Origin of the sequence: Streptosporangium sp. DT93, assembly GCF_049844535.1 — a bacterium.
In the GTDB taxonomy this organism is placed as follows: domain Bacteria; phylum Actinomycetota; class Actinomycetes; order Streptosporangiales; family Streptosporangiaceae; genus Streptosporangium.
Genome location: NZ_JBNCLF010000001.1, coordinates 271,865 through 292,083, shown reverse-complemented (window position 1 = coordinate 292,083; position 20,219 = coordinate 271,865). Strand labels below are relative to the sequence as shown.

Sequence of the window (20,219 nt, the reverse complement as noted above, 5' to 3'; positions counted from 1 at the left end):
AGATCATCCAGCATTCCGGGGGCGCGATCGGGGTCTCCTGGCTCATGATCGCGCTCCCGTTGCTCGGCGCCGCGGTCCTGTTGCTGCTCGGGCGTCGCTCCGACCGCTGGGGGCACCTCCTCGGCGTCGCGATGTCCCTGGGCGCATTCGCGGTGGCCGCCGCCGTCTTCCTGCAGCTGCTCGGCCTCAACCCCGAGCAGCGCCGCCAGGGCGTGCCGCTGTACGAGTTCATCCCCGGCGTCGCCGACATGGGGCTGCTGATCGACCCGCTGTCGATCAGCTTCGCTCTGCTGATCACCGGTGTGGGATCGCTGATCCACATCTACTCGATCGGCTACATGTCGCACGACCACGACCGGCGCAGGTTCTTCGCGTACCTGAACCTGTTCGTCGCGGCGATGCTCCTGCTGGTGCTGGCCGACAACTACGTCGCCCTGTTCATCGGCTGGGAGGGCGTGGGCCTGGCCTCGTACCTGCTGATCGGGTTCTGGTACGTCAGGCCGCGCGCGGCCGCCGCCGCCAAGAAGGCCTTCATCGTCAACCGGGTCGGCGACTTCGGCCTGCTGGTCGCGATCTTCACGACCTTCACGGTATTCGGCACGGTCGACTTCGACTCGCTCACCAAGACGGCCGTCGGCGAGGCGATGCAGGCCGGCGCGGTCTCCCAGACGACGGTCACCGCGATCGGCCTGCTGCTGCTGCTCGGCGCCTGCGGCAAGTCGGCCCAGCTGCCGCTGCAGTCGTGGCTGCTGGACGCGATGGAGGGCCCGACCCCGGTCTCGGCCCTCATCCACGCCGCGACCATGGTCACCGCGGGCGTCTACCTCGTGGTCCGCTCCGGCGGGTTCTTCGAGAACGCCCCGACCGCGCAGCTCGTCGTGACGATCGTCGGCGTGGTCACGCTGCTCGCCGGTGCGATCATCGGTTGCGCCAAGGACGACATCAAGAAGGGCCTGGCCGGCTCGACGATGTCGCAGATCGGCTACATGATGCTCGCCGCGGGCCTCGGCCCGGTGGGCTACGCGTTCGCCATCGCGCACCTGATCACGCACGGCTTCTTCAAGGCCAACATGTTCCTCGGCGCGGGCTCGGTCATGCACGGCATGAACGACGAGGTCGACATGCGCAAGTACGGCGGGCTGTTCCCGGTGATGAAGGTCACCGCGGTCACCTTCATCATCGGCTACCTCGCGATCATCGGCTTCCCGATGCTGTCCGGCTACTTCACCAAGGACGGCATCATCGAGACGGCCATGGAGCACAGCGCGATCCTGGGCTGGCTCGCGGTGCTGGGCGCCGGCATCACCGGCTTCTACATGTCGCGGATGGTCTTCATGACCTTCTTCGGCAAGCGGCGCTGGGCCGACGACGCCCACCCGCACGAGTCGCCCGCCGTGATGACGATCCCGCTGGTCGTGCTCTCCATCGGCTCGATCTTCCTGGGCGCCTTCCTGGTCCTGGGCAACCGGTTCATGCTGTTCATCGCCCCGGCGGTCGGCCGGCCCGAGGAACTGCCGGGGTTCCACCCCACCGCCCCCGCCGGGCTGGCCACGCTCGCGCTGGTCGCCGCCGGTGCCGCGTTCGCCTGGTTCCGCTACGGCGCCGCCGAGGTGCCCGCGCTCGCCCCGCGCGGCTCGTTCCTCACCACGTTCGCCCGTCGTGACCTCTACGGCGACGCGCTGAACGAGGCGCTGTTCATGCGCCCCGGCCAGTGGCTCACCCGGATCGCGGTGTTCTTCGACAACCGCGGCATCGACGGGGTGGTCAACGGCCTGGCGGCGGGGATCGGCGGCACCTCCGGCCGGCTGCGCCGCATCCAGACCGGCTACGTGCGGTCTTATGCGTTGTCCATCCTCTTCGGTGCCGCCGTGGTCGTTGGCGCGCTGCTCTACGTAGGGAACATGTGATGCCCTGGCTCTCGACCCTGATGGCCGTGCCCGTTCTGGGCGCGGTGGGTGTCTCCCTTGTCAAGAGTGACAAGCTCGCCAAGCAGGTGGCGCTGGCGGTCTCGCTGGTGGTGCTGGCGCTGACCGTCGCCGTCGCGGTGCAGTTCAACCCCACCTCGCAGACCCGCTTCCAGTTCGCCGAGGTCCACGACTGGATCCCGCGCTTCGGCGTGCACTACGGCGTCGGCGTGGACGGCATCGCGCTGGTGCTGATCGCATTGTCGGCGGTGCTGGTGCCGATCGTGATCCTGGCCTCCTGGCACGACGCCGACGGCGCCGACGGCACCGGCGCCGGCGTCAACGGCGGCACCGGCGGCAAGACCGCCGTCGCCGCGGCCGTACCGGGCGAGGCGCCCGGGACCGGGGCGCTCACGACCGAGACGCCGAAGGTCGTGGCGCCGAAGCGGTCGGTGAAGACCTACTTCGCGCTGCTGCTGGTGCTCGAGGCGATGATGATCGGTGTCTTCGCGGCCACCGACGTCTTCCTGTTCTACGTCTTCTTCGAAGCCATGCTGATCCCGATGTACTTCATGATCGGGTCCTACGGCGGCGCGCAGCGGTCCTACGCGGCCGTGAAGTTCCTGCTCTACTCGCTCTTCGGCGGCCTGCTCATGCTGGTCGCGGTGATCGCCCTCTACGTGGTCGCCGCCAAGGGCACCTTCATGTTCCCCGAGCTCATCGGGGCCGTGCAGGACCCGACCACGCAGAAGTGGCTCTTCGCGGGCTTCTTCGTCGCGTTCGCCGTCAAGGCGCCGCTGTGGCCGTTCCACACCTGGCTGCCCGACGCCGCCGCGCAGGCCCCGGCCGGCGCCGCGGTGCTGCTGGTGGGCGTGCTGGACAAGGTCGGCACCTACGGCATGCTCCGCTTCTGCCTGGAGCTCTTCCCCGAGGCGTCGAAGTTCTTCACCCCGCTGGTGATCGTGCTCTCGGTGGTCGGCATCGTCTACGGCGCGATCGTGGCCATCGGCCAGACCGACATGAAGCGCCTGATCGCCTACACCTCGATCTCGCACTTCGGCTTCATCGCGCTGGGCGTCTTCGCGATGACCAGGGACGGCGGCGCGGGCGCCACCCTCTACATGGTCAACCACGGCTTCTCCACCGGCGCGCTGTTCCTGATCGCGGGCTTCCTGATCTACCGCCGCGGATCCAGCAGGATCGCCGACTACGGGGGAGTGCAGAAGGTCGCCCCGGTGCTCGCCGGCACCTTCCTGATCGCCGGCCTGTCCGGGCTCTCGCTGCCCGGCCTGTCGACGTTCGTCAGCGAGTTCATGGTCCTGCTCGGCACCTACGAGCGGTACGCGATCCCGGCGGTCATCGGGACGACCGGCGTGATCCTGGCGGCCGTCTACATCCTGTGGATGTACCAGCGCACGATGACCGGGCCGACCGGCGAGTCGATCACTCCCATGACCCTGCCCGATCTCAACCTGCGTGAGAGATTCGTGATAGGCCCGCTGATCGCGGTGATCCTCATCCTGGGCTTCTTCCCCAAGCCGATGCTCGATGTGATCAATCCCGCGGTGGACAGGACGCTCTCCAGCGTCGACGTCACACCGTTCACCCCCGCCGTGGCGGACAAGAAGGGGGCCGGCCAGTGAAGGACACCATCCAAGCCCCGACGATCGAATACGCGCTGCTGCTGCCGATGCTGCTCGTGTTCGGCGCGGCGATCGTCGGCGTGCTGGTCGAGGCGTTCGCGCCCCGCCACCTGCGCAAGTCGATCCACATGCCGCTGACCCTGCTCGCCCTGCTGGGCGCGTTCGTGATGACCGTGCTGGTCGCCAGGGGCGGCCTGCCGGACGCCGCGGCGGCCATGGGCGCGGTCGCGGTGGACGGGCCCTCCCTGTTCATCTGGGGCATCATCCTCATCCTCGCCCTGGTCAGCACCCTGCTGATCAACGACGAGGAGCAGTTCGTCGCCCAGGCGGCGGCGGTGCCGGGAAGCCCCGACGAGGAGGAGGCGATCCTCAGCGGGTACGCCCAGACCGAGGTCTACCCGCTGCTGCTGTTCTCGGTGGGCGGCATGCTCCTGTTCGCCTCCGCCAACGACCTGCTGGTCATGTTCGTCGGCCTCGAGGTCATGTCCCTGCCGCTGTACCTGCTCTGCGGCCTGGCCCGCCGTCGCCGCCTGCTCTCGCAGGAGGCCTCGGTCAAGTACTTCCTGCTGGGCGCGTTCTCCTCGGCCTTCTTCCTGTACGGGATGGCCCTGGTCTACGGCTACGCCAAGTCGGTCGACCTCGCCGCCGTCAACACCGCGATCGGCACGGGCGGCGGACAGGAGACGCTGCTGCTGATCGGCACCGCGATGCTCGGCATCGGCCTGTTCTTCAAGATCGGCGCCGCGCCCTTCCAGGCGTGGAAGCCCGACGTCTACCAGGGCGCGCCCACCGCGGTCACCGCCCTGATGGCCTCCACCGTGCTGGTGGCGGCCTTCGGCGCACTGCTTCGGGTCTTCTGGGTCGCCCTGGGCGGCCTCCAGTGGAACTGGGAGCCGATCATGTGGGGCGTCGCGATCCTCACGATGGTCGTCGGCGCGATCCTGGCCATCACCCAGACCGAGATCAAGCGGATGCTGGCCTACTCCTCGATCGCGCACGCGGGCTTCCTGCTCACCGGCGTCGTCGCCATCGGCGGCTTCGAGCAGAACTCCCAGGCGCTGTCGGCCATCCTGTTCTACCTGGCCGCGTACGGCTTCACCACGGTCGGCGCCTTCGCGGTCGTCACCATGGTCCGCGACGCGGGCGGCGAGGCGGGTCACCTGTCGCGCTGGGCCGGGCTGGGCAAGCGGTCCCCGATCCTGGCGGGCATCTTCGCCTTCTTCCTGCTGGCCTTCGCGGGCATCCCGCTCACGAGCGGGTTCTTCGGCAAGTACGCGGTGTTCTCCGCCGCGGTCGCCGGGGACGCCCTGCCGCTGGTCGTCGTGGGCGTGGTCACCTCGGCCGTCGCGGCGTTCTTCTACGTCCGCGTGATCGTGCTGATGTTCTTCAACGAGCCCTCCGCCGACGGCCCGTCCATCGCGGTCCCCACGGTGGGCACCTCGGCTGTGGTGGCCCTGGCGGCAGCGGCTACGGTAGTGCTCGGGGTCTTCCCGCAGCCGGTGCTCGATCTCGCGGATCAGGCTGCGTCCGCGCTGTTCATTCGCTAGAGGAGTAATGGTCCATGGCTGCGCCACCGGTTGTTGATCTTCCGTTCGTCGACGAGCGGCTGGCGCAGGACGTCGCATCGGGCCTGGCGGAGGTAGAGAAGCTGCTGAGGTCCTCGGTGCGGAGCGACGACGCCTTCGTCACGGAGGCGTCCAAGCACCTCATCGAGGCCGGTGGCAAGCGGTTCCGCTCCATGCTCGTGCTCCTCGCCGCCCAGTTCGGCTCGCCGCAGGCCCCGGGCGTGGTGCCCGGGGCGGTGGTGATCGAGCTGACCCACCTGGCGACGCTCTACCACGACGACGTGATGGACGAGGCCCGCGTCCGCCGAGGCTCCCCGTCGGCGAACGCCCGCTGGGACAACACCGTGGCGATCCTGACCGGCGACTACCTGTTCGCCCAGGCCTCGGAGATTCTCGCCGACCTCGGGCCGGACATCATCAGGATCCAGGCCCAGACCTTCTCCCGCCTGGTACGCGGCCAGATCCGCGAGACCATCGGCGCCCGTCCCGGCGAGGACCCGGTGACCCACTACATCGGGGTGCTGGCCGACAAGACCGGCTCGCTGATCGCCACCTCCGGCCGGTTCGGCGCCCTGCTCAGCGGGGCCTCGCCCGATATCGTCGAGCGCGTCACCCGGGCCTGCGAGGCCATCGGGGTCGCCTGGCAGCTCAGCGACGACCTGCTGGACGTCGCCGCCGAGTCGGTCCAGTCGGGCAAGACGCCCGGCACCGACCTGCGCGAGGGCATCCGGACCCTTCCGGTGCTCTACGTGCTGGCCTCGGAGGCGCCGGAGAGCGCCCGCCTGCGCGAGCTGCTGGCCGGACCGGTGGCCGAGGAGGACGTCGAGGAGACCCTGCGCCTGCTCCGCGCCGACCCCGCCATGGAGCGTGCCCGCGCCGAGCTGTTCGCCTGGACCGACCGGGCCCGGCAGGACCTGGCGGGGCTTCCCGACATCCCGGCGCGCACCGCGTACCTGGCGCTGTGCGACTACGTGGTCGAGCGCTCGGGCTGACCCTCCGGTCTGCCTTTGATCCGACCTTCCTGTGACGGTCCCGGTCCCGTGCGTTCCGTACGGGGCCGATGTGTTTTTCCGGAGGCCGCGGGCCCTGGGGGCAGCTTTCCAGGGCCCGGACGTTCCGGGGGCCGGCTTATCCAGAAGGCGGGGATTCGACAACATGTATGCGCAAACAAATCTTGCATGTGCATGTAGACTCCTGTCGGAGAACATCAGGAGGCATTCACCATGTCGTGGGACCATTTCGCCCTCTTGCACGCCCGCGTGGAGGCGGAGCTGACCAAGGCCCTCCAGCGGGGGCACGGTCTCGGCCTCTCGGAGTACCGCGCCCTGTGCCGGCTCACCACCGCTCCCCGCGGCTGCATGCGCATGCAGGAGCTCGCCGAGGCCGTGGGGCTCAACCAGAGCTCGGTCACGCGCCTCGTCGCCCGCCTCGAAGAGGCCGGGATGACCCGCCGCGACCTCTGCCCGGACGACCGCAGGGGCGTCTACTCGGTGATCACCGACGCGGGCCGCGCCCGCCTGGCCGACGCCGTCCCCACCTACGAGCGCTCGCTGGCCTCGGCGCTGGAACAGGCCGGCGTCGACCCCGACCTCACCCCATTGGTCCACGCCGTACGCGGCTCCTGAGGCGGCTCCCGGCCTGGCTCCCAGGAGGTGCCGGACCCGTTCCCGCCCGCGGGCCGGGTCCTCACCGTCATCGGTGCGGCGAGCACCCCGCCGGCCCGTGCGGCGGGCGGGCCCGGGGTGCGCCGGTCAGGTCCTCGCCGTCACCGGTGCGGCCGCTGCCGCCGCCTGCCGGGCCTGTCCGGCCGCGCGCAGGCTGTCCCAGGTGAAGACCGACAGCGCCAGCCAGATGATGACGAATCCCAGCCAGCGGCTGGGCGGCATGACCTCGTGCGCCACGAGCACCCCGCACAGGAACTGCAGGATCGGGGCGATGTACTGCAGCAGGCCGATCGTGGTGAGCGGTACCCGGTTCGCGGCGGCGGTGAAGCACAGCAGCGGAACGGCGGTCACCACCCCCGCCCCGGCCAGCAGGAGCGCGTGCCCCGTCCCCCAGTGCCCGAACGTGTTCGTCCCCTGCGAACTCAGGTAGAACAGGTAACCCAGCGCGGGCAGCAGCAGCACCAGCGTCTCGACCGTCATGCTCTCCGCGGCACCCACCCCGGCGACCTTCTTGATCAGGCCGTAGCTGCCGAAGGAGACGGCCAGCCCCAGCGCGATCCACGGCGGGCGCCCGTAGTCGACGGTCAGCAGGAGCACCGCCACGGCGCCCAGCCCCACCGCGGCCCACTGCCACGGACGCAGCCGCTCCTTCAGGACGAAGACCCCGAAGATCACGCTGACCAGCGGGTTGATGAAGTAACCGAGCGCGCTCTCGATCACGTGCCCGGTGTTGACGGCGTAGATGTAGAGACCCCAGTTGACCGTGACGACCACCGCGGCCAGCGCGAGGAGGCCCAGTTTCGCCGGGGTGCGCGCCAGCTCGCGGAACCACGACCAGTGACGGCGAACCACCAGGATGACCGCGACGGCGACCAGGGACCAGACCATGCGGTGGGCCAGGATCTCCAGGGCGCCGGACGGCTTCAGAAGGGGCCAGTAGAGCGGGAACAGACCCCACATGGAGTAGGCGGCGATGCCGTACAGGACTCCACGGCGTGCTTCAGGCATGTGCCCCATCTTCGCTGCTTACATGATTTAACACAATTTAGTAGTGCTTTTCCGATCGTTAAGTATTGCTTCCGGGAACATCGGGGGGTCGCCACGGGTTGCCACCTGGTGAGAACGTGTCAGGAGGAGGTTCACGATGGGCTGGTTGTTCGGCAACAAGACCACGATGGTGTCCCCGGAGAACGCGCTCCCGGGCCGTCCGGCACCGATCACGGTGCCTGGCCGCCACGCGGTCCTGGACGCCCCGCTCGCCCCGCCGTACCCCGAGGGGAGCGAGATCGCCGACTTCGGGCTCGGCTGTTTCTGGGGCGCCGAGCGCATCTTCTGGCAGACCCCCGGTGTGATCACCACCTCGGTCGGCTACGCGGGCGGCCACACCCCGAACCCGACCTACGAGGAGGTCTGCTCCGGGCGGACCGGCCACACCGAGCTCGTCCGCGTCGTCTTCGACCCTGCCAAGGTGTCGTACGAGGAGCTGCTCCGCGTCTTCTGGGAGGCCCACGACCCGACCCAGGGCATGCGCCAGGGCAACGACGTCGGCACGCAGTACCGCTCGGCGATCTACTTCCACTCACCCGAGCAGGAGAAGTCGGCGCTCACCTCGCGTGACGCCTACCAGAAGGTGCTCACCGACTCCGGCTACGACCCCATCACCACCGAGATCGCCCCGGCGAAGGACTACTTCTTCGCCGAGGAGTATCACCAGCAGTATCTTTTCAAGGTCCCCAACGGTTACTGCGGCATCGGCGGCACCGGGGTCTCGTGCCCGGTCGGCCTGACCGCCGGCGAGGCGTAGACCCGCGGATTCAGACAGATCCTGGCCCTTGATCGCCCGGCGTGCCCGGTGACGATCTTGGGCCAGAGTCGTTTGTGAAGCTTCAGCAGAGAGCTCCCTCCCTGCTCCATGCGAGCATCCGCGACCTCGCCAGATCAGGGCAAGTCCGCAAGCGCGGCTGACGGCAACGTTGACGGCAACGTCCAGCACCAAAGCCACACGTAGGGCACCGTCCACATCCCCCTACTTCCCGGTCCCAGCGGGTGAGCAGGGGGATTGCCACGCCTGAAAAGCGGAGGGTCGGCGGTTCGACCCCGCCCCTGACCACATCATCTGAGCAGCGAAGACGTCCCGAACGATCATCGTTCGAGACTTTTCGATCTCCAGTGACAGCAATCCTTGGCGGACTACTTGATGCGGTACACCGAGGTTAGGGAGCTGAACAGGGTGGCGGCGCCGCCCCGGTCGTCGCCGAGGCCGTCGTCATCCGGCGTCCTGGCGCGGGTCGGTCCACGCCTCTGTGACGCGGCCGCCTGGCAGTGCGATATCCAACTGTCGGCACCACGATCGCGTCGGCGTCCATCCCCCGGCCGGCGTGAAGTTCACACGCATTCGGCGGGCCGAGCCGGGAACCGGCCCACCCAGGTAGCGAGTTCCATGCGCGGCCGTCTTGCCGTCTGGATCGAAGGCGCCACCATTGTCATCGCGGTAAAGGGTGCCAAGGTCATCCTCCGCAGACAGGGTCCAATACCAGAAGAACGGTCCTTTGAGATCTATCTCGTGTTGCCGCAGTCCCGGAACGAACTCGTAGTGCAGCACACCGTCGGCGCCTGATGTCTCCAGCCCGCGGGCGACCACGTGGTGGCCTTCCAGCAGTTCCCCGAGGTCGATATCAAAGACGATGTCGAGATGCCTCGCCCCGCCCATCTTGGCGAAGTAGGCGTCGGTAGCCGTACGCGGCGGAATCCTGATCACGACCCCCAGCATCGGACACGAACGAGAAGCCTGCCAATCAATATTCGCCCTATGACGACTCGGAGCCGGCTCGCGTATGCCGAGCAGTCCTTTCGGATTTCAGCGTCGCGTGCCGATGTGCCGTTCTTCTACCGTGACGCTGCGATCAAGCACGGCTGGAAGCGGGCGTCGTGCCGGAACAAGAGGAGGGGGTGACGCAGGTCTGTCCCACCAAGGTCATCAACAGTCGAAATGTCTACCTGTCGGTGCGGTACCCCGACGGCCCGGATCAGAAAGACAGCAGTGACTACTTCCCGCAGGTCGGTTCCGGCCCCAGGGGGCGATCTGTGCTGACGCATGGGAGGGGTGTTTGCCCGGTCTCAGTTCTGGAACGTGAGGGTTGACGACAACGGTGACGACAGCGTCGGCCACCGCGAGCGCACGCCGGGAACCGTCCACCGCCTTCTGACCTCGTGTCCGTCGAGAAGCAGGGTGATCGCCCCACCTGAGAAGCGGACGGTCAGATCTGAGGGCAGAGCGAGGAGACCAGTGACGACCCTGCCGCAGGCATCGGCATCGCGAGTCGGTGCCCCGCCGGCATGCGACTGACTAGCCTTTGATCGTGAGCTTCGGCAACCATGCCCGTAAGGTACGGGATCCTGCGCTGCCTTACCGATGGCGGGTGTCGGCGTTCCGCTCCTGCGTGCAGTTGTATCGGCCGCTTGGATTCGAGGCGACGCTGAGTTTTGTCGAGTCCCGGGCCGGGAGGTTCCAGCGAGAGGAGGAGGCGCTGCTCCGCGCTCTGGATCTTGTCGAGTCCAGTCGCGCGGCTCTGCATGTCGAACTTCAGGCGTACGCAAGAAAGCGGCAGGAGGCGAAGAAGCAAGGCCGGCGATCTCCGCGTGCGGAGGAGGTGAATCCGAACCTTCAGGCTCGTTGGTACTGGTACGGCGCCCCCCGGGAGGCCGCGCTTCATGCGCTGTGGTTTTGGCGCCGCAAACGCTTACCCCGTCTGATGCCCTCCACGGATCCGGAGCTTCTGGAGATCATCGAATGCGTTACCGAGACCCTGGATTTCGGGGCCGTTCTCACCGAAGCGCAACGCGAATGTCTCGGTGCCCAAGTGAGCCGGCTTGAGCACCGTCTGCGCTCATGGGATCTCCTACTGGTCGTTCGGCATCTCAAGGTGGCGTCGGACTTGTGATGACGCGTACCGACGAACCGAAGAACGGCAGATGGACCGGGCGGGCGAGTGGAGCCCTTCCTGGGCCGTCGTCCGGTCCGGTGCTCACTCGCCGGTCCGGCTCGGCAACCATGAGGTGTTGCGGCACTTCATCCGGGTCCATCTGGCCGACGAGACCTGCGAGCTGGCGAACCTGAACTACTGGGCCTACTGGCTCGGGGAGGTCGGTGAGCCGCAGCCGGCGGATACGTTCATGGTCGAGCTGAGCCCGGATGTCTGGCGCGGGACCGAGCTTCTCAGGCACCTGACCGGCAAGCTGGACTCCACCAACCCCTACCTCGACGTGGTGGCGCACACGCTGTGGGCGCTGGTCATGGTGCGTCCCTCGGCGCTGGACGCCCAGAGCGCGAACGCTCTCAAAGATGCGGCCACTCGTACCCTGGACGAGGCCACCGCGTCACCGCAGTCCAAGCGGGAACCGGAAGCGGTCATCCACGCTCCGCGCATGATCCACCGAGGGTGAGAAGGGACTTCCATGGCGGAGGAACTGCCGAGGCTGACGGGCCTGCTGTACGAGATCGGGCTGCTCAAGCGCTACAAGCGCACCGGTTGGCTGGTCGCCGGTGTACAGAACCCCGAGAGCATCGCCGACCACTCCTTCCGTACGGCGATCATCGCGAGCGTGATCACGGCGCTGGAAGGCGGTAATCCCGAGCGTGCGGCCTTCATGAGCCTGTTCCACGACACGCAGGAGACCCGTGTCACCGACATCCCCTACATCGGCAAGCGCTATCTGAAGACGTCACCGAACGAGGAGGTCACCGCCGACCAGGTGCGCGGCGTCCCGGCGGTGGTGGCGGAGATGGTCAGTGGCGCGGTCGGGGAGTATGAGGAGAAGACCAGTCTGGAGGCCGTCTGCGCTCGTGACGCCGACAAGCTCGAATGCCTCATCCAGGCCGTCGAGTACCGCGAGCAGGGGCACCAGAACGTCCAGCCGTGGATCGACAGCTCGCTCGCCGCGCTGCAGACGGCCTCCGCGAAGCGACTCGCGGACGAAGTGCTCAGCACGGGATCGCTGGAGTGGATGACACGCGTCCTCAACGGAGATTGAGTCACCTGACGCTCATCGACGTCCGGGCACGGCGGGTGTGTACGACATCATCCACCGACCGCTTCATTCTCGATCGGGAACCTGTGGATCCCGAGCGGCCTGGCGAGCAGCGGCGATGCTTTTGTGGGCCAGTTCCGCCCAGAAGGCTTCTCCATGCCGGTGACCGCTTCCGGCATAGCGCCATTCAGACAGGGTGATCGTCTTGTCTCCGGCAGGAACGGGCAGGCCGAGGAGCAATCGATCCTGTTCGGCTCGGTAGTCCGCTCTCGTCTGTCGCAGCGAGCCCAAAGTGACGGAGTAGTGGCGAGACTTCGTGGAGAAGTGCCCTCGGTAGCCGAGCATGTGAGCCCATTGCCGTAGCGGGATGTCCCGGTACTGGGGGAGGTGGCTCAGCGCGAAGCACGCGATGATCATTCGCCGGGCATGTTCGGTCACGGCCAGTCCGGCGATGTCGCCGGCGTCCCGGATGCGGCGATCCACCGTCCCGGCGGACTCGGCGCCCTTGGTGGCGTACTTGGCCACGTAGGAGGCCATCCGCTGATCGCTGACGCCGTCCAGACCCGCCGAGACGTAGACCGGCCGCACGTCGAGCTGCCCACCCCAGCGCAACAGGGCCGAAGGAGGCCCGTCCGGGGACGGTGCCGCGGCGAGGAGGGTGACCTGTGCCGCCGCCTGCCTGATCGCGTCATCCAGTACGGCGAGCGTCGCCCAGTCCGGCGGGGGTGAGGCCGGGCCGTCCGGGCCGTCGAGCCGGATCACGGCGCGAGAGGCTGGCTGGGGAGGGTCGGGAAGTCACGCATGCCGCGCATTGAGGTGGCGAGCAGGAGCAGCGGGGTGACGGCGAAGAAGGTGGCCAGCACCCACATCGCGGCGCCGATCCCGAAGGTTGTCGCCAGGACGCCGGCGGTGGCCGCGCCGAGCGGCACGGTGCCGGAGATGACGAACCGGGAGACCGCCGTGACTCGGCCCAGGAGGTGCGCCGGTATGTAGTTCACGCGGAAGGTGGCGGTGACGGTGCCCGATATCGTGGCGCCGAGCATGACCACGAACGATCCCACCGTGAACAGCGCCAGCTGCCAGCCAGGGCCGCCGGCCGGCAGCAGCAGCATGAACGGCGCGGTCACGACATTGACCCCCACGTAGGTGCGCGCGCTGCCGAAGCGGGTGACGGCCCGGGACGCGAGCACGGCGCCCAGCAGGCCGCCCAGACCGGCGAGGCTGATCAGGCCGCCCACGGTTCCCGGCGCGATACCTTCGGCGCGCACCAGGAAGACGATGCGCAGCGAGAACACGCCGAGCATCCCGAGGTTGATCATCGCCGCCACGATGAGCATGGGCAGCATGAACTCGCCGTACGTGAAGTACCTCAGGCCCTCGCTGAGCTGCCGGAGCATGCCGGGCCGCTCACCCGCCGCCGCCCTCGGCTCGGGCGTGGTCCGCAATCTGAGCAGGCAGGCGGCCGAGACGATGAAGGTGACCGCGTCGATGAGCAGGCCGCCGACCGCTCCGGCCACCTCGGTGAGCAGACCGCCGAGGCCCGGGCCGGCGATCTCGGCGGCCGAGGCGCTGGCCTGGAGCCTGGCGTTGCCCTCCATCCGGTCATCCGGGGTCAGCAGGTGCGGCAGGTAGGCGTTGAACGCCAGGGTGAAGAACATGCTGGACGTGCCGGCGATCAGCACCGCGGCCAGCAGCATGGGCACGGTCAGCACACCGGTCCAGGCGGCGACCGGGACAGCGGTCAGGACCGCGGCGGACACCAGGTTGGCGGACACGAGGATGCGGCGGCGCGGCCGGCGGTCAACCCAGGTGCCGGCCGGGAGGCCGATCAGGAACCAGGGCAGCCAGCCGGCCGCGGTCAGCAGGGTCACCGTGCCGGTGCCGGCATGCAGGACGGTTATCGCCAAGAACGGGACGGCCACCGTGGTGATCGCCGAGCCTAACCCGCTGACCGATTCCCCAGCCCACAGCAGGGCGAAGTTCCGGGTACGGAACAGGCCGCCCGGCCGCCTTTTCTCAGCCACGGTGATGTGCGGCGAAACCCCCGTCTCGCGATTGCCCACCGAACTCACGGTATCGCCGCAGCCGGGAGTGGCGGCGGCATTTAACGGAGCGGTGCGACCGGGCGAGGTGGTGGCGCCGCGCTCTCTGCTCAGCCACTCCCTCAAAAGGAGCCGCACCCACCGTCCACTGCCCCCCGACCCCTGCGAACCGCGACAGCCGTCGACGCTCGAACTCGTTGATCACAGCCCGCCGTGGCGTCGCCGGCCACCACGGACCGAGCACGCTTGACACCGCCGCCGATCGGATGTCTCGGGCCTGGCGGCTCTGCGCTCCGGGTCGGCTTGCCACTGGATGACCTCGTGATCGCGCCGTCCAAGCACACGCGGACAAAGGAATGCCCCCGGTATGGGGGCAGCCGTGCAAAGGCACGCGCTCTTCGGCCTGGAAAACACGTTGATTAACCTGGATGAGGCGTTTCAGATATGGGCCGGAAAGTTCGCCGAGGAACACGATTCAGATCGTGAGGCGGTTGATTGGCTGATCGCTCTCGAGCGAGCCGGCTACCCGCACCGCGCGGTTTTCTTCACCAAGGTTCGTGACCGCCTCACCTTGCCCGAGCCGGTCGACGAGTTATCGAGTCACCTGACGCTCATCGACGTCCGGGCACGGCGGGTGCGTACGACCTCATCCACCGACCGCTTCACTCTCGATCGGGCAGCACCTCGGCTGTCCGATTCCGAGATCCGGCCTCGACTACTCCATGACCGGACGCGACCGGCGTCCATCGTCCGAGGAGTCGAGGCATGACCACTCTCACCCCTCCGTCCACCGCGGACGGCACCCGAACCGACCGGCTGCTGACCGCCGGGCTTCTCGCCGGGCCCGTGCTCGGCCTGACCTGGCTGGTTCAGGGCCTGGTCAGGGACGGGTACGACTTCACCCGCCATCCCATGAGCCTGCTCGCCCTGGGCGAGGGCGGCTGGGTCCAGATCGCTGACTTCTGCGTCACCGGCGGCTTGATGATCGGCTGCGCCGCGGGTCTTCACCGGACCTTGAAGGACGGCCCGGGTGCCCGCTGGATCCCCCGGCTGACCGCCGTGATCGGCGCGGGCCTGATCGCGGCCGGTGTGTTCACGGTCGACCCCGGAGCAGGCTTCCCGGCCGGGGCGCCGGAGGGGGCGCCGGTGCTGAGCTGGCACGGTGTCCTGCACGAGGTCGCCCACCTGGTGGTGGTCGTGGCCTGGACCGCCCTATGCTTCGTGCTGCGTACGCGGTTCGCCCGCCGGGCCGACCGGGGCTGGGCCCGGGCCTGTGTGGCGGCGGTGCCGATCGTCATCGCCCTGGTGACCTTCCCCCATCTCGACTCGTTCCCGATCCGCATCGTCGTGGCGTCGGTGCTCCAGCTCGGCTTCGTCGGGCTGGCGGCCCGGCGGCTCGGCCGCCCCACGCTGACCCGCTGACCGTCGCGACGACACGAGAGGACCACGGACGATGAAGTACATGATCTTGACCTGCGGTTCGCAGCAGGACTACGACGGCATGGCCGGCCAGGACACAGGTCTCCCCGCCTGGACCCCGGAGGACTTCGCCGCCATGGGCGCCTTCATGGGCGAACTCAACCGGCGGCTCACCGAGTCCGGCGAACTGGTGGAGACCCGGGCCCTGGCCGCGCCGGTGCACACCCGCCGGGTGCGGAACGGTTCCTCCGGTGCTCCGATCGTCACCGACGGCCCGTACGCCGAGACCCAGGAGGTGCTGGCCGGCTACTGGATCGTCGAGTGCGACAGCTTCGACCGGGCCACCGAGATCGCGGCCGAGTTCGCCGGCTGCCCGGTACCGGAGCATGTCCGGGCCGCGGCGTTCGCCGACGTCCGCCCGATCGACGAGTACGTCGCCGACGACGCCTGAGGCGATGACCGGGACCGGAGTGACCGAGGACCTGTGGCGTCGGCTGGCGCCCCAGGTCCTCGGCACGCTCGTCCGGCGGTACGGGCAGTTCGCGGTGGCCGAGGAGGCCACCCAGGAGGCGCTGTTGCAGGCCGCCACGGAGTGGAGCCGCTCCGGCGTACCGGACGACCCGCGCGCCTGGCTGACCACGGTCGCCTCGCGCCGGATGACCGACCTGCTACGGGCCGAGCTGGCCCGGCGGCGGCGGGAGGAGGCCGCGGCCGCGTGGACCTATCCCCTGGAGACGTCCGCGGCCGACGGGGCCGTCTCGGCGGACGAGGACGACAGCCTGGTCCTGCTCTTCCTGTGCTGCCACCCCGCGCTGAACCCGGCGGCCCAGATCGCCCTCACCCTCCGGGCGGTCGGCGGGCTGACCACCGCCGAGATCGCCCGGGCCTTCCTGGTGTCCGAGGCGACGATGACCCGCCGGATCACCCGGGCGAAGCAGGCCGTCCGGGACAGCGGCGCGCGCTTCTCGATGCCCGGTGGCGACGCCTACGCCCAGCGCCTGGCGGTCGTCCTGCAGGTGCTCTACCTGATCTTCAACGAGGGCTACGCGACCACCTCCGGGGAGAACCTGCAGCGCGGCGACCTGACCGCGGAGGCCATCCGGCTGACCCGGATGGTGCACCGGGGCCTGCCGGACGACGACGAGGTCGCGGGCCTGCTGGCGTTGATGCTGCTGACCGACGCGCGCCGGACGGCCAGGACCGACGAGCACGGCGACCTGGTGCCGATGGACGAACAGGATCGCGGCCGGTGGAACGCCGCGTACATCCGCGAGGGCGTCGCCCTGCTCACCGCCGCCGTGGCCCATCACAACCCCGGGCCGTACCAGATCCAGGCCGCCATCGCGGCCCTGCACGACGAGGCCCCGACGGCCGAGGCCACCGACTGGGCCCAGATCCGGGCGCTGTACGAGGCGCTGCTGCGGGTGTCGGACAATCCGGTGGTCGCGCTGAACCATGTCGTCGCCGTGGCCATGGCCGGTGGCGCCGAGGTGGCCCGGGCACGGCTGGCCGAGGTCGCCGCCGACCCGCGGATCGCCGACCACCCGCGGTTTCACGCCGTGTCGGCCCACCTGCTGGAGATGGCCGGGGACGTCGAGGCCGCCCGGGCCGCGTACGCCGAGGCCGCCCGGCGGAGCACCAGCATCCCGCAGCAGCGCTACCTCCACGGCCGGGCCGCCCGGCTGGCGCGGAACGCACAGGCCTCTGCGGGGCCGGCCGGGTAGCGTCGGAGCGGCGCCGAGCCGCGCGAGTACGTGCTCAGCGCGAAGTCAGGAAAAGGTGGGGCCGAGGATCATCCGCCGGCGTCATGGGTGATCACGCGCTCGTTCACCGATCTCGCGGCGTGGCCGTTCACCGGGAACGCGCCGTCTGCTGTGGCGGGAGCCGTTCGCGGGACAGGTCGCCGCTATGGACCGATGCTTTGCTACTTCAAGTAGTAAGATGACTTCATGAGTACGCCTGAGCGAGAGTTCGCTCCCGGGAACGGGCCGGCTGCCAAGGTCAGTGTGTCCCTGAGAACGGGTAACATCCGCGCAGTCAGGGAGCGGGTCGGAGCCCGTGGGTTCTCCGCCTATGTCGATGCCGCCGTGGAGCGCCAGATCGAGAGGGATCTTCTGGAGGAGGCCCTCGGGGCGAACGAGGCCGCTTCCGGGCCGATCCCCCAATCGTTGCGTGACGAGGCGGCGGCCCTGTTCCGCCGGGTCAGGTCGGCGCCCGAACTCCAGGGTGAGGACGGGTGACGCGCGCACGGAGCAGGCTGAGCGCGGGCACCGTGGTCCTGGACTGCGAGGGGCTCGTGAAGTGGAGTGAGGCGGACCGGCGGGTGACCGCGTTCGTACGAGAGGCCCAGGACAACGACTTCCGAGTTGTGGTCAGTGCGATGACACCGATCGAGGCGCAGGACGTTCGTGTCAAAAGTGATCGTCTCAGGTGGTACCTGTCACGCCTGAAGATCGAGCCTGTGACCGAGGACATCTCTTCACGGGCGATCGAGCTTCTACGGGACGCACGGCTGCACGGCCACAAGTACGCCATCGACGCGGTGGTCGCGGCTACCGCACTGCGCTCGGTGCGTCCGGTCATCGTTCTGACGTCCGATGAGGACGACATGGGCAAGCTGTGTGGGAAGACCGTAGAGGTGGTTCACGTCTGAGGCTGCTCGCGAGGTGACCGGGAGTGGGCTCGCTCATGCCCGCGCATCGCCGTTCTCCTCGTCTCGGGCATCGGAATCCGGGCGTCGCGGGTCGATGACCGACGCTTCTCTCGTTCTCGTCCCATGAGTATTTGGACCGGGATCGGGCGTGGATTTCAGCACAGACCGCGGCGGGGGTGAGGCGCTTTCCTTGGGACATCGGCCCGACGGGGGCCGGGACCACCGAATCGAAGGACTGAATGAAAATGCGTCGTCATCTCGCCGCTCTCGCCCTCACCGCCGCCGGTCTGGCCGGCATGGTGTCGCTGTCGGCTCCGGCCCAGGCGGCCGCGCCGATCACCGTGACCGTGAGCCTGGGGGGCATGTCGGTCGTCGGCACGACCGTCTCCGACCTGATCACCCTTGCCGAGGGTGGCGGCGGCACCATCACGGTGACCGGGACCGGTGTCACCTCCACCGACAGCGACTGCCAGCCGATCTTCAACGGGGTCAGCTGCAAGAACGCCAGCACGATCATGGTCAACATGCGCCAGGGCGACGACATCGTCAACAACGACACCGTCGGCCGCTTCACCGAGATCTTCGGCTCGGCCGGCCACGACACCCTGTGGGGTGGCAGCGGCCGCGACGTCCTGGTCGGCGGCAGCGGCAACGACTTCCTGCACGGCCGCGGCGGCAACGACACCACCGACGGCAGCGGCGACATCGACACCTGCACCGGCGAGACCGAGCAGAACTGCGAGTTCTGAGCCACCGGCCCCACCTGAAAACGGGGGCGGTGGCGGGCCGGGCATCCGATCGGACGCCCGGCCTCTCCGTATCCGGCCCCACCGGAGGCACGGCCACTTCGACCACGTCCTCCGCCGGCCGGGCGGAGCGGAGCGGTTTGGACAAGGGACCGTCCGAGCCGCTCCTGTCCGGGCGCTCCTCGGGAGTCGGGAATCGTCCCTACAGCGGTCCCACGGAAGGGATGTACGGCGCACGAATGGAGCGGACGGGGCGCGGCCGTGGCGGGAGGGTCGCGGTCAGGACGGGGCCGGTGCCGTTGTACCGGCTGCCAGGGCCGCCTGCACGATGCGGATCGCCTCGCCCGCGTCGATGCCGACGCTGGCGATCACGGCCGCGTAGTCGGCGGCGGCCCGGCGAGCCCGTTCCCGGCCCTCCTCGCCCGCGGCCGACACGAACGAGCCCGCCCGCCCGCGCGTCTCGATCAGCCCCGCCTCCTCCAGCTCCCGGTACGCCCGGCCGACCGTGTTGACGGCCAGTCCGAGGTCTGCCGCGAGGTGGCGGATGGTCGGCAGCCGGGCGCCCACGGCCAGCGTGCGCTCCTGGATCTGCCGGGCGAGCTGGGCCCGGAGCTGCTCGAACGGCGGCACCGGCGAGGCCGCGTCGATGACGATCATCGGACGCTCATGACCCTCCGGGCCACCGCCGCGCTCGACGGCGTCCTGAAGCGGAGCGCGACGCACGCGACCACGCCCAGGAGGACGTAGGTGATCGAAGCGGCGCTCAGCCAGCCGGGAGCGGTGCCGAACAGCAGGATCATGGGCAGCGACCACTGCACGTTCGGCGTGGTGAGCTCGCGGGCGTCCTCGACGCGCATGATGACGTCGGCGGTCAGTGACTCCTCGTCCTCCGCCACGACCGGGTGCCTGAGCAGGTGGCGGAGCTGCACGGCGAGGATGGCCGTCATGCCGAGCAGGGCGATCAGCAGGATGACGGCCAGCTGCCGCAGGGTGGGGTCGGGAACGGTCAGGGCGCCTGCGGTCAGCGCCATCGCACCGGCGAACGTGGCGGCCGCGAAGACGGCGTACGGCGTGCCGAGCACGGTCCGCCAGCCGGGTTGGATCGGATGGGCGGCCCTGCGCGACAGCGTCGCGCCCGCCCGCCGGTCGACGCGTCGCACCCACCGGTCGAGCAGTGACTGCGTCAGCAGCAGCCCGGCCACCAGCACGGCCAGGGCGAGCAGGGCCGACGGGGGCTGGGGCTGGAGGCGGCCGAAGGTGGAACCGGCGGCGAGAGCACTCGCGATGATCAGCGCGGCCGGGATGAGATAGGCGGCGAGGCGGGCGCGTCTGCGGACCGCCAGCCGGTTGGCCAGCAGCGGGGTCGGGCGGGCACCGGCCAGGTCGTGCATGGCCAGCCACTCGCCCGCGATTCGCAGATCGACCTCACGCGCCGGCGGGCCGGTGTCCGGTGACGGTTCGCGGATCATGACGCCTCCTTTGTCGCAAGCTTTGTAGCAACAGGATGCGTCATAACTTGCGACAAAGTCAACGCTCTGTGGCAGATGCCTGGCGT

At 69.1% G+C, this 20,219-nt stretch carries 22 protein-coding genes; 16 read left to right on the top strand and 6 right to left on the bottom strand.

Features of this window, described 5'->3' with window-relative positions:
• The first annotated feature begins 44 nt into the window (after positions 1-44).
• From nuoL to ACLQ2R_RS01375, 5 genes are all read left to right on the top strand, one after another.
• Positions 45-1,907 (top strand): NADH-quinone oxidoreductase subunit L, encoded by a 1,863-nt coding sequence (nuoL, locus tag ACLQ2R_RS01395; RefSeq protein ID WP_425958147.1) that lies wholly within the window; start codon positions 45-47, stop codon positions 1,905-1,907.
• Positions 1,907-3,547 (top strand): NADH-quinone oxidoreductase subunit M, encoded by a 1,641-nt coding sequence (locus ACLQ2R_RS01390; RefSeq protein WP_425957420.1) that lies wholly within the window; start codon positions 1,907-1,909, stop codon positions 3,545-3,547. Before nuoL ends, ACLQ2R_RS01390 begins: the two co-directional genes overlap by 1 nt.
• Entirely contained in the window at positions 3,544-5,094 is a 1,551-nt protein-coding gene (gene nuoN, locus ACLQ2R_RS01385; RefSeq protein ID WP_425957419.1) for an NADH-quinone oxidoreductase subunit NuoN, read from the top strand. Before ACLQ2R_RS01390 ends, nuoN begins: the two co-directional genes overlap by 4 nt.
• 14 nt (positions 5,095-5,108) lie before the next feature.
• The gene (locus ACLQ2R_RS01380) at positions 5,109-6,104 is read left to right on the top strand and encodes a polyprenyl synthetase family protein (RefSeq protein WP_425957418.1); all 996 of its coding nucleotides are present in this window, start codon (positions 5,109-5,111) and stop codon (positions 6,102-6,104) included.
• A gap of 231 nt (positions 6,105-6,335) precedes the next feature.
• Positions 6,336-6,737, top strand: coding sequence for a MarR family winged helix-turn-helix transcriptional regulator (locus ACLQ2R_RS01375; protein ID WP_425957417.1), 402 nt, complete (start codon positions 6,336-6,338; stop codon positions 6,735-6,737).
• A gap of 126 nt (positions 6,738-6,863) precedes the next feature.
• On the opposite strand, the gene rarD is transcribed toward ACLQ2R_RS01375, so the two are convergent.
• Entirely contained in the window at positions 6,864-7,784 is a 921-nt protein-coding gene (rarD, locus tag ACLQ2R_RS01370; protein ID WP_425957416.1) for an EamA family transporter RarD, read from the bottom strand.
• Between the two features lie 136 nt (positions 7,785-7,920).
• Here rarD and msrA point away from each other — a divergent pair, with 136 nt between their 5' ends.
• The gene (gene msrA, locus ACLQ2R_RS01365; RefSeq protein ID WP_425957415.1) at positions 7,921-8,580 is read left to right on the top strand and encodes a peptide-methionine (S)-S-oxide reductase MsrA; all 660 of its coding nucleotides are present in this window, start codon (positions 7,921-7,923) and stop codon (positions 8,578-8,580) included.
• 462 nt (positions 8,581-9,042) lie between these two features.
• Here msrA and ACLQ2R_RS01360 read toward each other — a convergent pair whose 3' ends face one another.
• The gene (locus ACLQ2R_RS01360; protein ID WP_425957414.1) at positions 9,043-9,534 is read right to left on the bottom strand and encodes a hypothetical protein; all 492 of its coding nucleotides are present in this window, start codon (positions 9,532-9,534) and stop codon (positions 9,043-9,045) included.
• A 601-nt stretch (positions 9,535-10,135) separates the two neighbouring features.
• Here ACLQ2R_RS01360 and ACLQ2R_RS01355 point away from each other — a divergent pair.
• The 3 genes from ACLQ2R_RS01355 (at position 10,136) to ACLQ2R_RS01345 (ending at position 11,807) form a co-directional block, all read left to right on the top strand.
• Positions 10,136-10,717 (top strand): hypothetical protein, encoded by a 582-nt coding sequence (locus ACLQ2R_RS01355; RefSeq protein WP_425957413.1) that lies wholly within the window; start codon positions 10,136-10,138, stop codon positions 10,715-10,717.
• Between the two features lie 118 nt (positions 10,718-10,835).
• A complete protein-coding gene (locus tag ACLQ2R_RS01350; RefSeq protein ID WP_425957412.1) occupies positions 10,836-11,219 on the top strand; it encodes a hypothetical protein in 384 nt (127 codons plus the stop codon).
• A 12-nt stretch (positions 11,220-11,231) separates the two neighbouring features.
• A complete protein-coding gene (locus ACLQ2R_RS01345; protein ID WP_425957411.1) occupies positions 11,232-11,807 on the top strand; it encodes an HD domain-containing protein in 576 nt (191 codons plus the stop codon).
• A gap of 63 nt (positions 11,808-11,870) precedes the next feature.
• Here the strand turns inward: ACLQ2R_RS01345 and ACLQ2R_RS01340 are convergent, their stop codons facing one another.
• Both ACLQ2R_RS01340 and ACLQ2R_RS01335 read right to left on the bottom strand, forming a co-directional pair.
• Entirely contained in the window at positions 11,871-12,566 is a 696-nt protein-coding gene (locus ACLQ2R_RS01340) for a replication initiator (RefSeq protein WP_425957410.1), read from the bottom strand.
• On the bottom strand, positions 12,563-13,828 hold the full coding sequence (locus tag ACLQ2R_RS01335) for an MFS transporter (protein ID WP_425957409.1): 1,266 nt from the start codon (positions 13,826-13,828) through the stop codon (positions 12,563-12,565). The genes ACLQ2R_RS01340 and ACLQ2R_RS01335 overlap by 4 nt, the downstream gene beginning before the upstream one ends.
• A 385-nt stretch (positions 13,829-14,213) precedes the next feature.
• Here ACLQ2R_RS01335 and ACLQ2R_RS01330 point away from each other — a divergent pair, with 385 nt between their 5' ends.
• The 7 genes from ACLQ2R_RS01330 to ACLQ2R_RS01300 all read left to right on the top strand — a co-directional run bounded on the left by ACLQ2R_RS01330 (position 14,214) and on the right by ACLQ2R_RS01300 (position 18,667).
• The gene (locus ACLQ2R_RS01330; RefSeq protein WP_425957408.1) at positions 14,214-14,615 is read left to right on the top strand and encodes a hypothetical protein; all 402 of its coding nucleotides are present in this window, start codon (positions 14,214-14,216) and stop codon (positions 14,613-14,615) included.
• A complete protein-coding gene (locus ACLQ2R_RS01325; protein ID WP_425957407.1) occupies positions 14,612-15,268 on the top strand; it encodes a DUF998 domain-containing protein in 657 nt (218 codons plus the stop codon). The genes ACLQ2R_RS01330 and ACLQ2R_RS01325 overlap by 4 nt, the downstream gene beginning before the upstream one ends.
• Positions 15,269-15,299: 31 nt before the next feature.
• Positions 15,300-15,716: a YciI family protein gene (locus ACLQ2R_RS01320; RefSeq protein ID WP_425957406.1), complete on the top strand. Its 417-nt coding sequence runs from the start codon at positions 15,300-15,302 to the stop codon at positions 15,714-15,716.
• A 4-nt stretch (positions 15,717-15,720) separates the two neighbouring features.
• Positions 15,721-16,989: an RNA polymerase sigma factor gene (locus ACLQ2R_RS01315; RefSeq protein ID WP_425957405.1), complete on the top strand. Its 1,269-nt coding sequence runs from the start codon at positions 15,721-15,723 to the stop codon at positions 16,987-16,989.
• Positions 16,990-17,352: 363 nt separating this feature from the next.
• A complete protein-coding gene (locus ACLQ2R_RS01310; protein WP_425957404.1) occupies positions 17,353-17,505 on the top strand; it encodes a hypothetical protein in 153 nt (50 codons plus the stop codon).
• Positions 17,502-17,918 (top strand): type II toxin-antitoxin system VapC family toxin, encoded by a 417-nt coding sequence (locus tag ACLQ2R_RS01305; protein ID WP_425957403.1) that lies wholly within the window; start codon positions 17,502-17,504, stop codon positions 17,916-17,918. The genes ACLQ2R_RS01310 and ACLQ2R_RS01305 overlap by 4 nt, the downstream gene beginning before the upstream one ends.
• A 245-nt stretch (positions 17,919-18,163) precedes the next feature.
• Positions 18,164-18,667 (top strand): hypothetical protein, encoded by a 504-nt coding sequence (locus ACLQ2R_RS01300; RefSeq protein ID WP_425957402.1) that lies wholly within the window; start codon positions 18,164-18,166, stop codon positions 18,665-18,667.
• Between the two features lie 276 nt (positions 18,668-18,943).
• Here ACLQ2R_RS01300 and ACLQ2R_RS01295 read toward each other — a convergent pair whose 3' ends face one another.
• Positions 18,944-19,321 carry a GntR family transcriptional regulator gene (locus ACLQ2R_RS01295; protein ID WP_425957401.1) on the bottom strand — a complete coding sequence of 126 codons (378 nt, stop codon included), beginning with the start codon at positions 19,319-19,321 and terminating at the stop codon, positions 18,944-18,946.
• On the bottom strand, positions 19,318-20,133 hold the full coding sequence (locus ACLQ2R_RS01290) for a hypothetical protein (RefSeq protein WP_425957400.1): 816 nt from the start codon (positions 20,131-20,133) through the stop codon (positions 19,318-19,320). The genes ACLQ2R_RS01295 and ACLQ2R_RS01290 overlap by 4 nt, the downstream gene beginning before the upstream one ends.
• Positions 20,134-20,219: the final 86 nt, after the last annotated feature.

What these genes read in the sequence shown, in the direction of transcription:
- nuoL (WP_425958147.1), top strand. Translation starts at nt 45, where the DNA reads ATGATCGCGCTCCCGTTGCTCGGCGCCGCGGTCCTGTTGCTGCTCGGG.
- ACLQ2R_RS01390 (WP_425957420.1), top strand. Translation starts at nt 1,907, where the DNA reads ATGCCCTGGCTCTCGACCCTGATGGCCGTGCCCGTTCTGGGCGCGGTG.
- ACLQ2R_RS01380 (WP_425957418.1), top strand. Translation starts at nt 5,109, where the DNA reads ATGGCTGCGCCACCGGTTGTTGATCTTCCGTTCGTCGACGAGCGGCTG.
- ACLQ2R_RS01375 (WP_425957417.1), top strand. Translation starts at nt 6,336, where the DNA reads ATGTCGTGGGACCATTTCGCCCTCTTGCACGCCCGCGTGGAGGCGGAG.
- rarD (WP_425957416.1), bottom strand. Translation starts at nt 7,784, where the DNA reads ATGCCTGAAGCACGCCGTGGAGTCCTGTACGGCATCGCCGCCTACTCC.
- msrA (WP_425957415.1), top strand. Translation starts at nt 7,921, where the DNA reads ATGGGCTGGTTGTTCGGCAACAAGACCACGATGGTGTCCCCGGAGAAC.
- ACLQ2R_RS01345 (WP_425957411.1), top strand. Translation starts at nt 11,232, where the DNA reads ATGGCGGAGGAACTGCCGAGGCTGACGGGCCTGCTGTACGAGATCGGG.
- ACLQ2R_RS01330 (WP_425957408.1), top strand. Translation starts at nt 14,214, where the DNA reads ATGGGGGCAGCCGTGCAAAGGCACGCGCTCTTCGGCCTGGAAAACACG.
- ACLQ2R_RS01325 (WP_425957407.1), top strand. Translation starts at nt 14,612, where the DNA reads ATGACCACTCTCACCCCTCCGTCCACCGCGGACGGCACCCGAACCGAC.
- ACLQ2R_RS01320 (WP_425957406.1), top strand. Translation starts at nt 15,300, where the DNA reads ATGAAGTACATGATCTTGACCTGCGGTTCGCAGCAGGACTACGACGGC.
- ACLQ2R_RS01315 (WP_425957405.1), top strand. Translation starts at nt 15,721, where the DNA reads ATGACCGGGACCGGAGTGACCGAGGACCTGTGGCGTCGGCTGGCGCCC.
- ACLQ2R_RS01300 (WP_425957402.1), top strand. Translation starts at nt 18,164, where the DNA reads ATGCGTCGTCATCTCGCCGCTCTCGCCCTCACCGCCGCCGGTCTGGCC.
- ACLQ2R_RS01295 (WP_425957401.1), bottom strand. Translation starts at nt 19,321, where the DNA reads ATGATCGTCATCGACGCGGCCTCGCCGGTGCCGCCGTTCGAGCAGCTC.
- ACLQ2R_RS01290 (WP_425957400.1), bottom strand. Translation starts at nt 20,133, where the DNA reads ATGATCCGCGAACCGTCACCGGACACCGGCCCGCCGGCGCGTGAGGTC.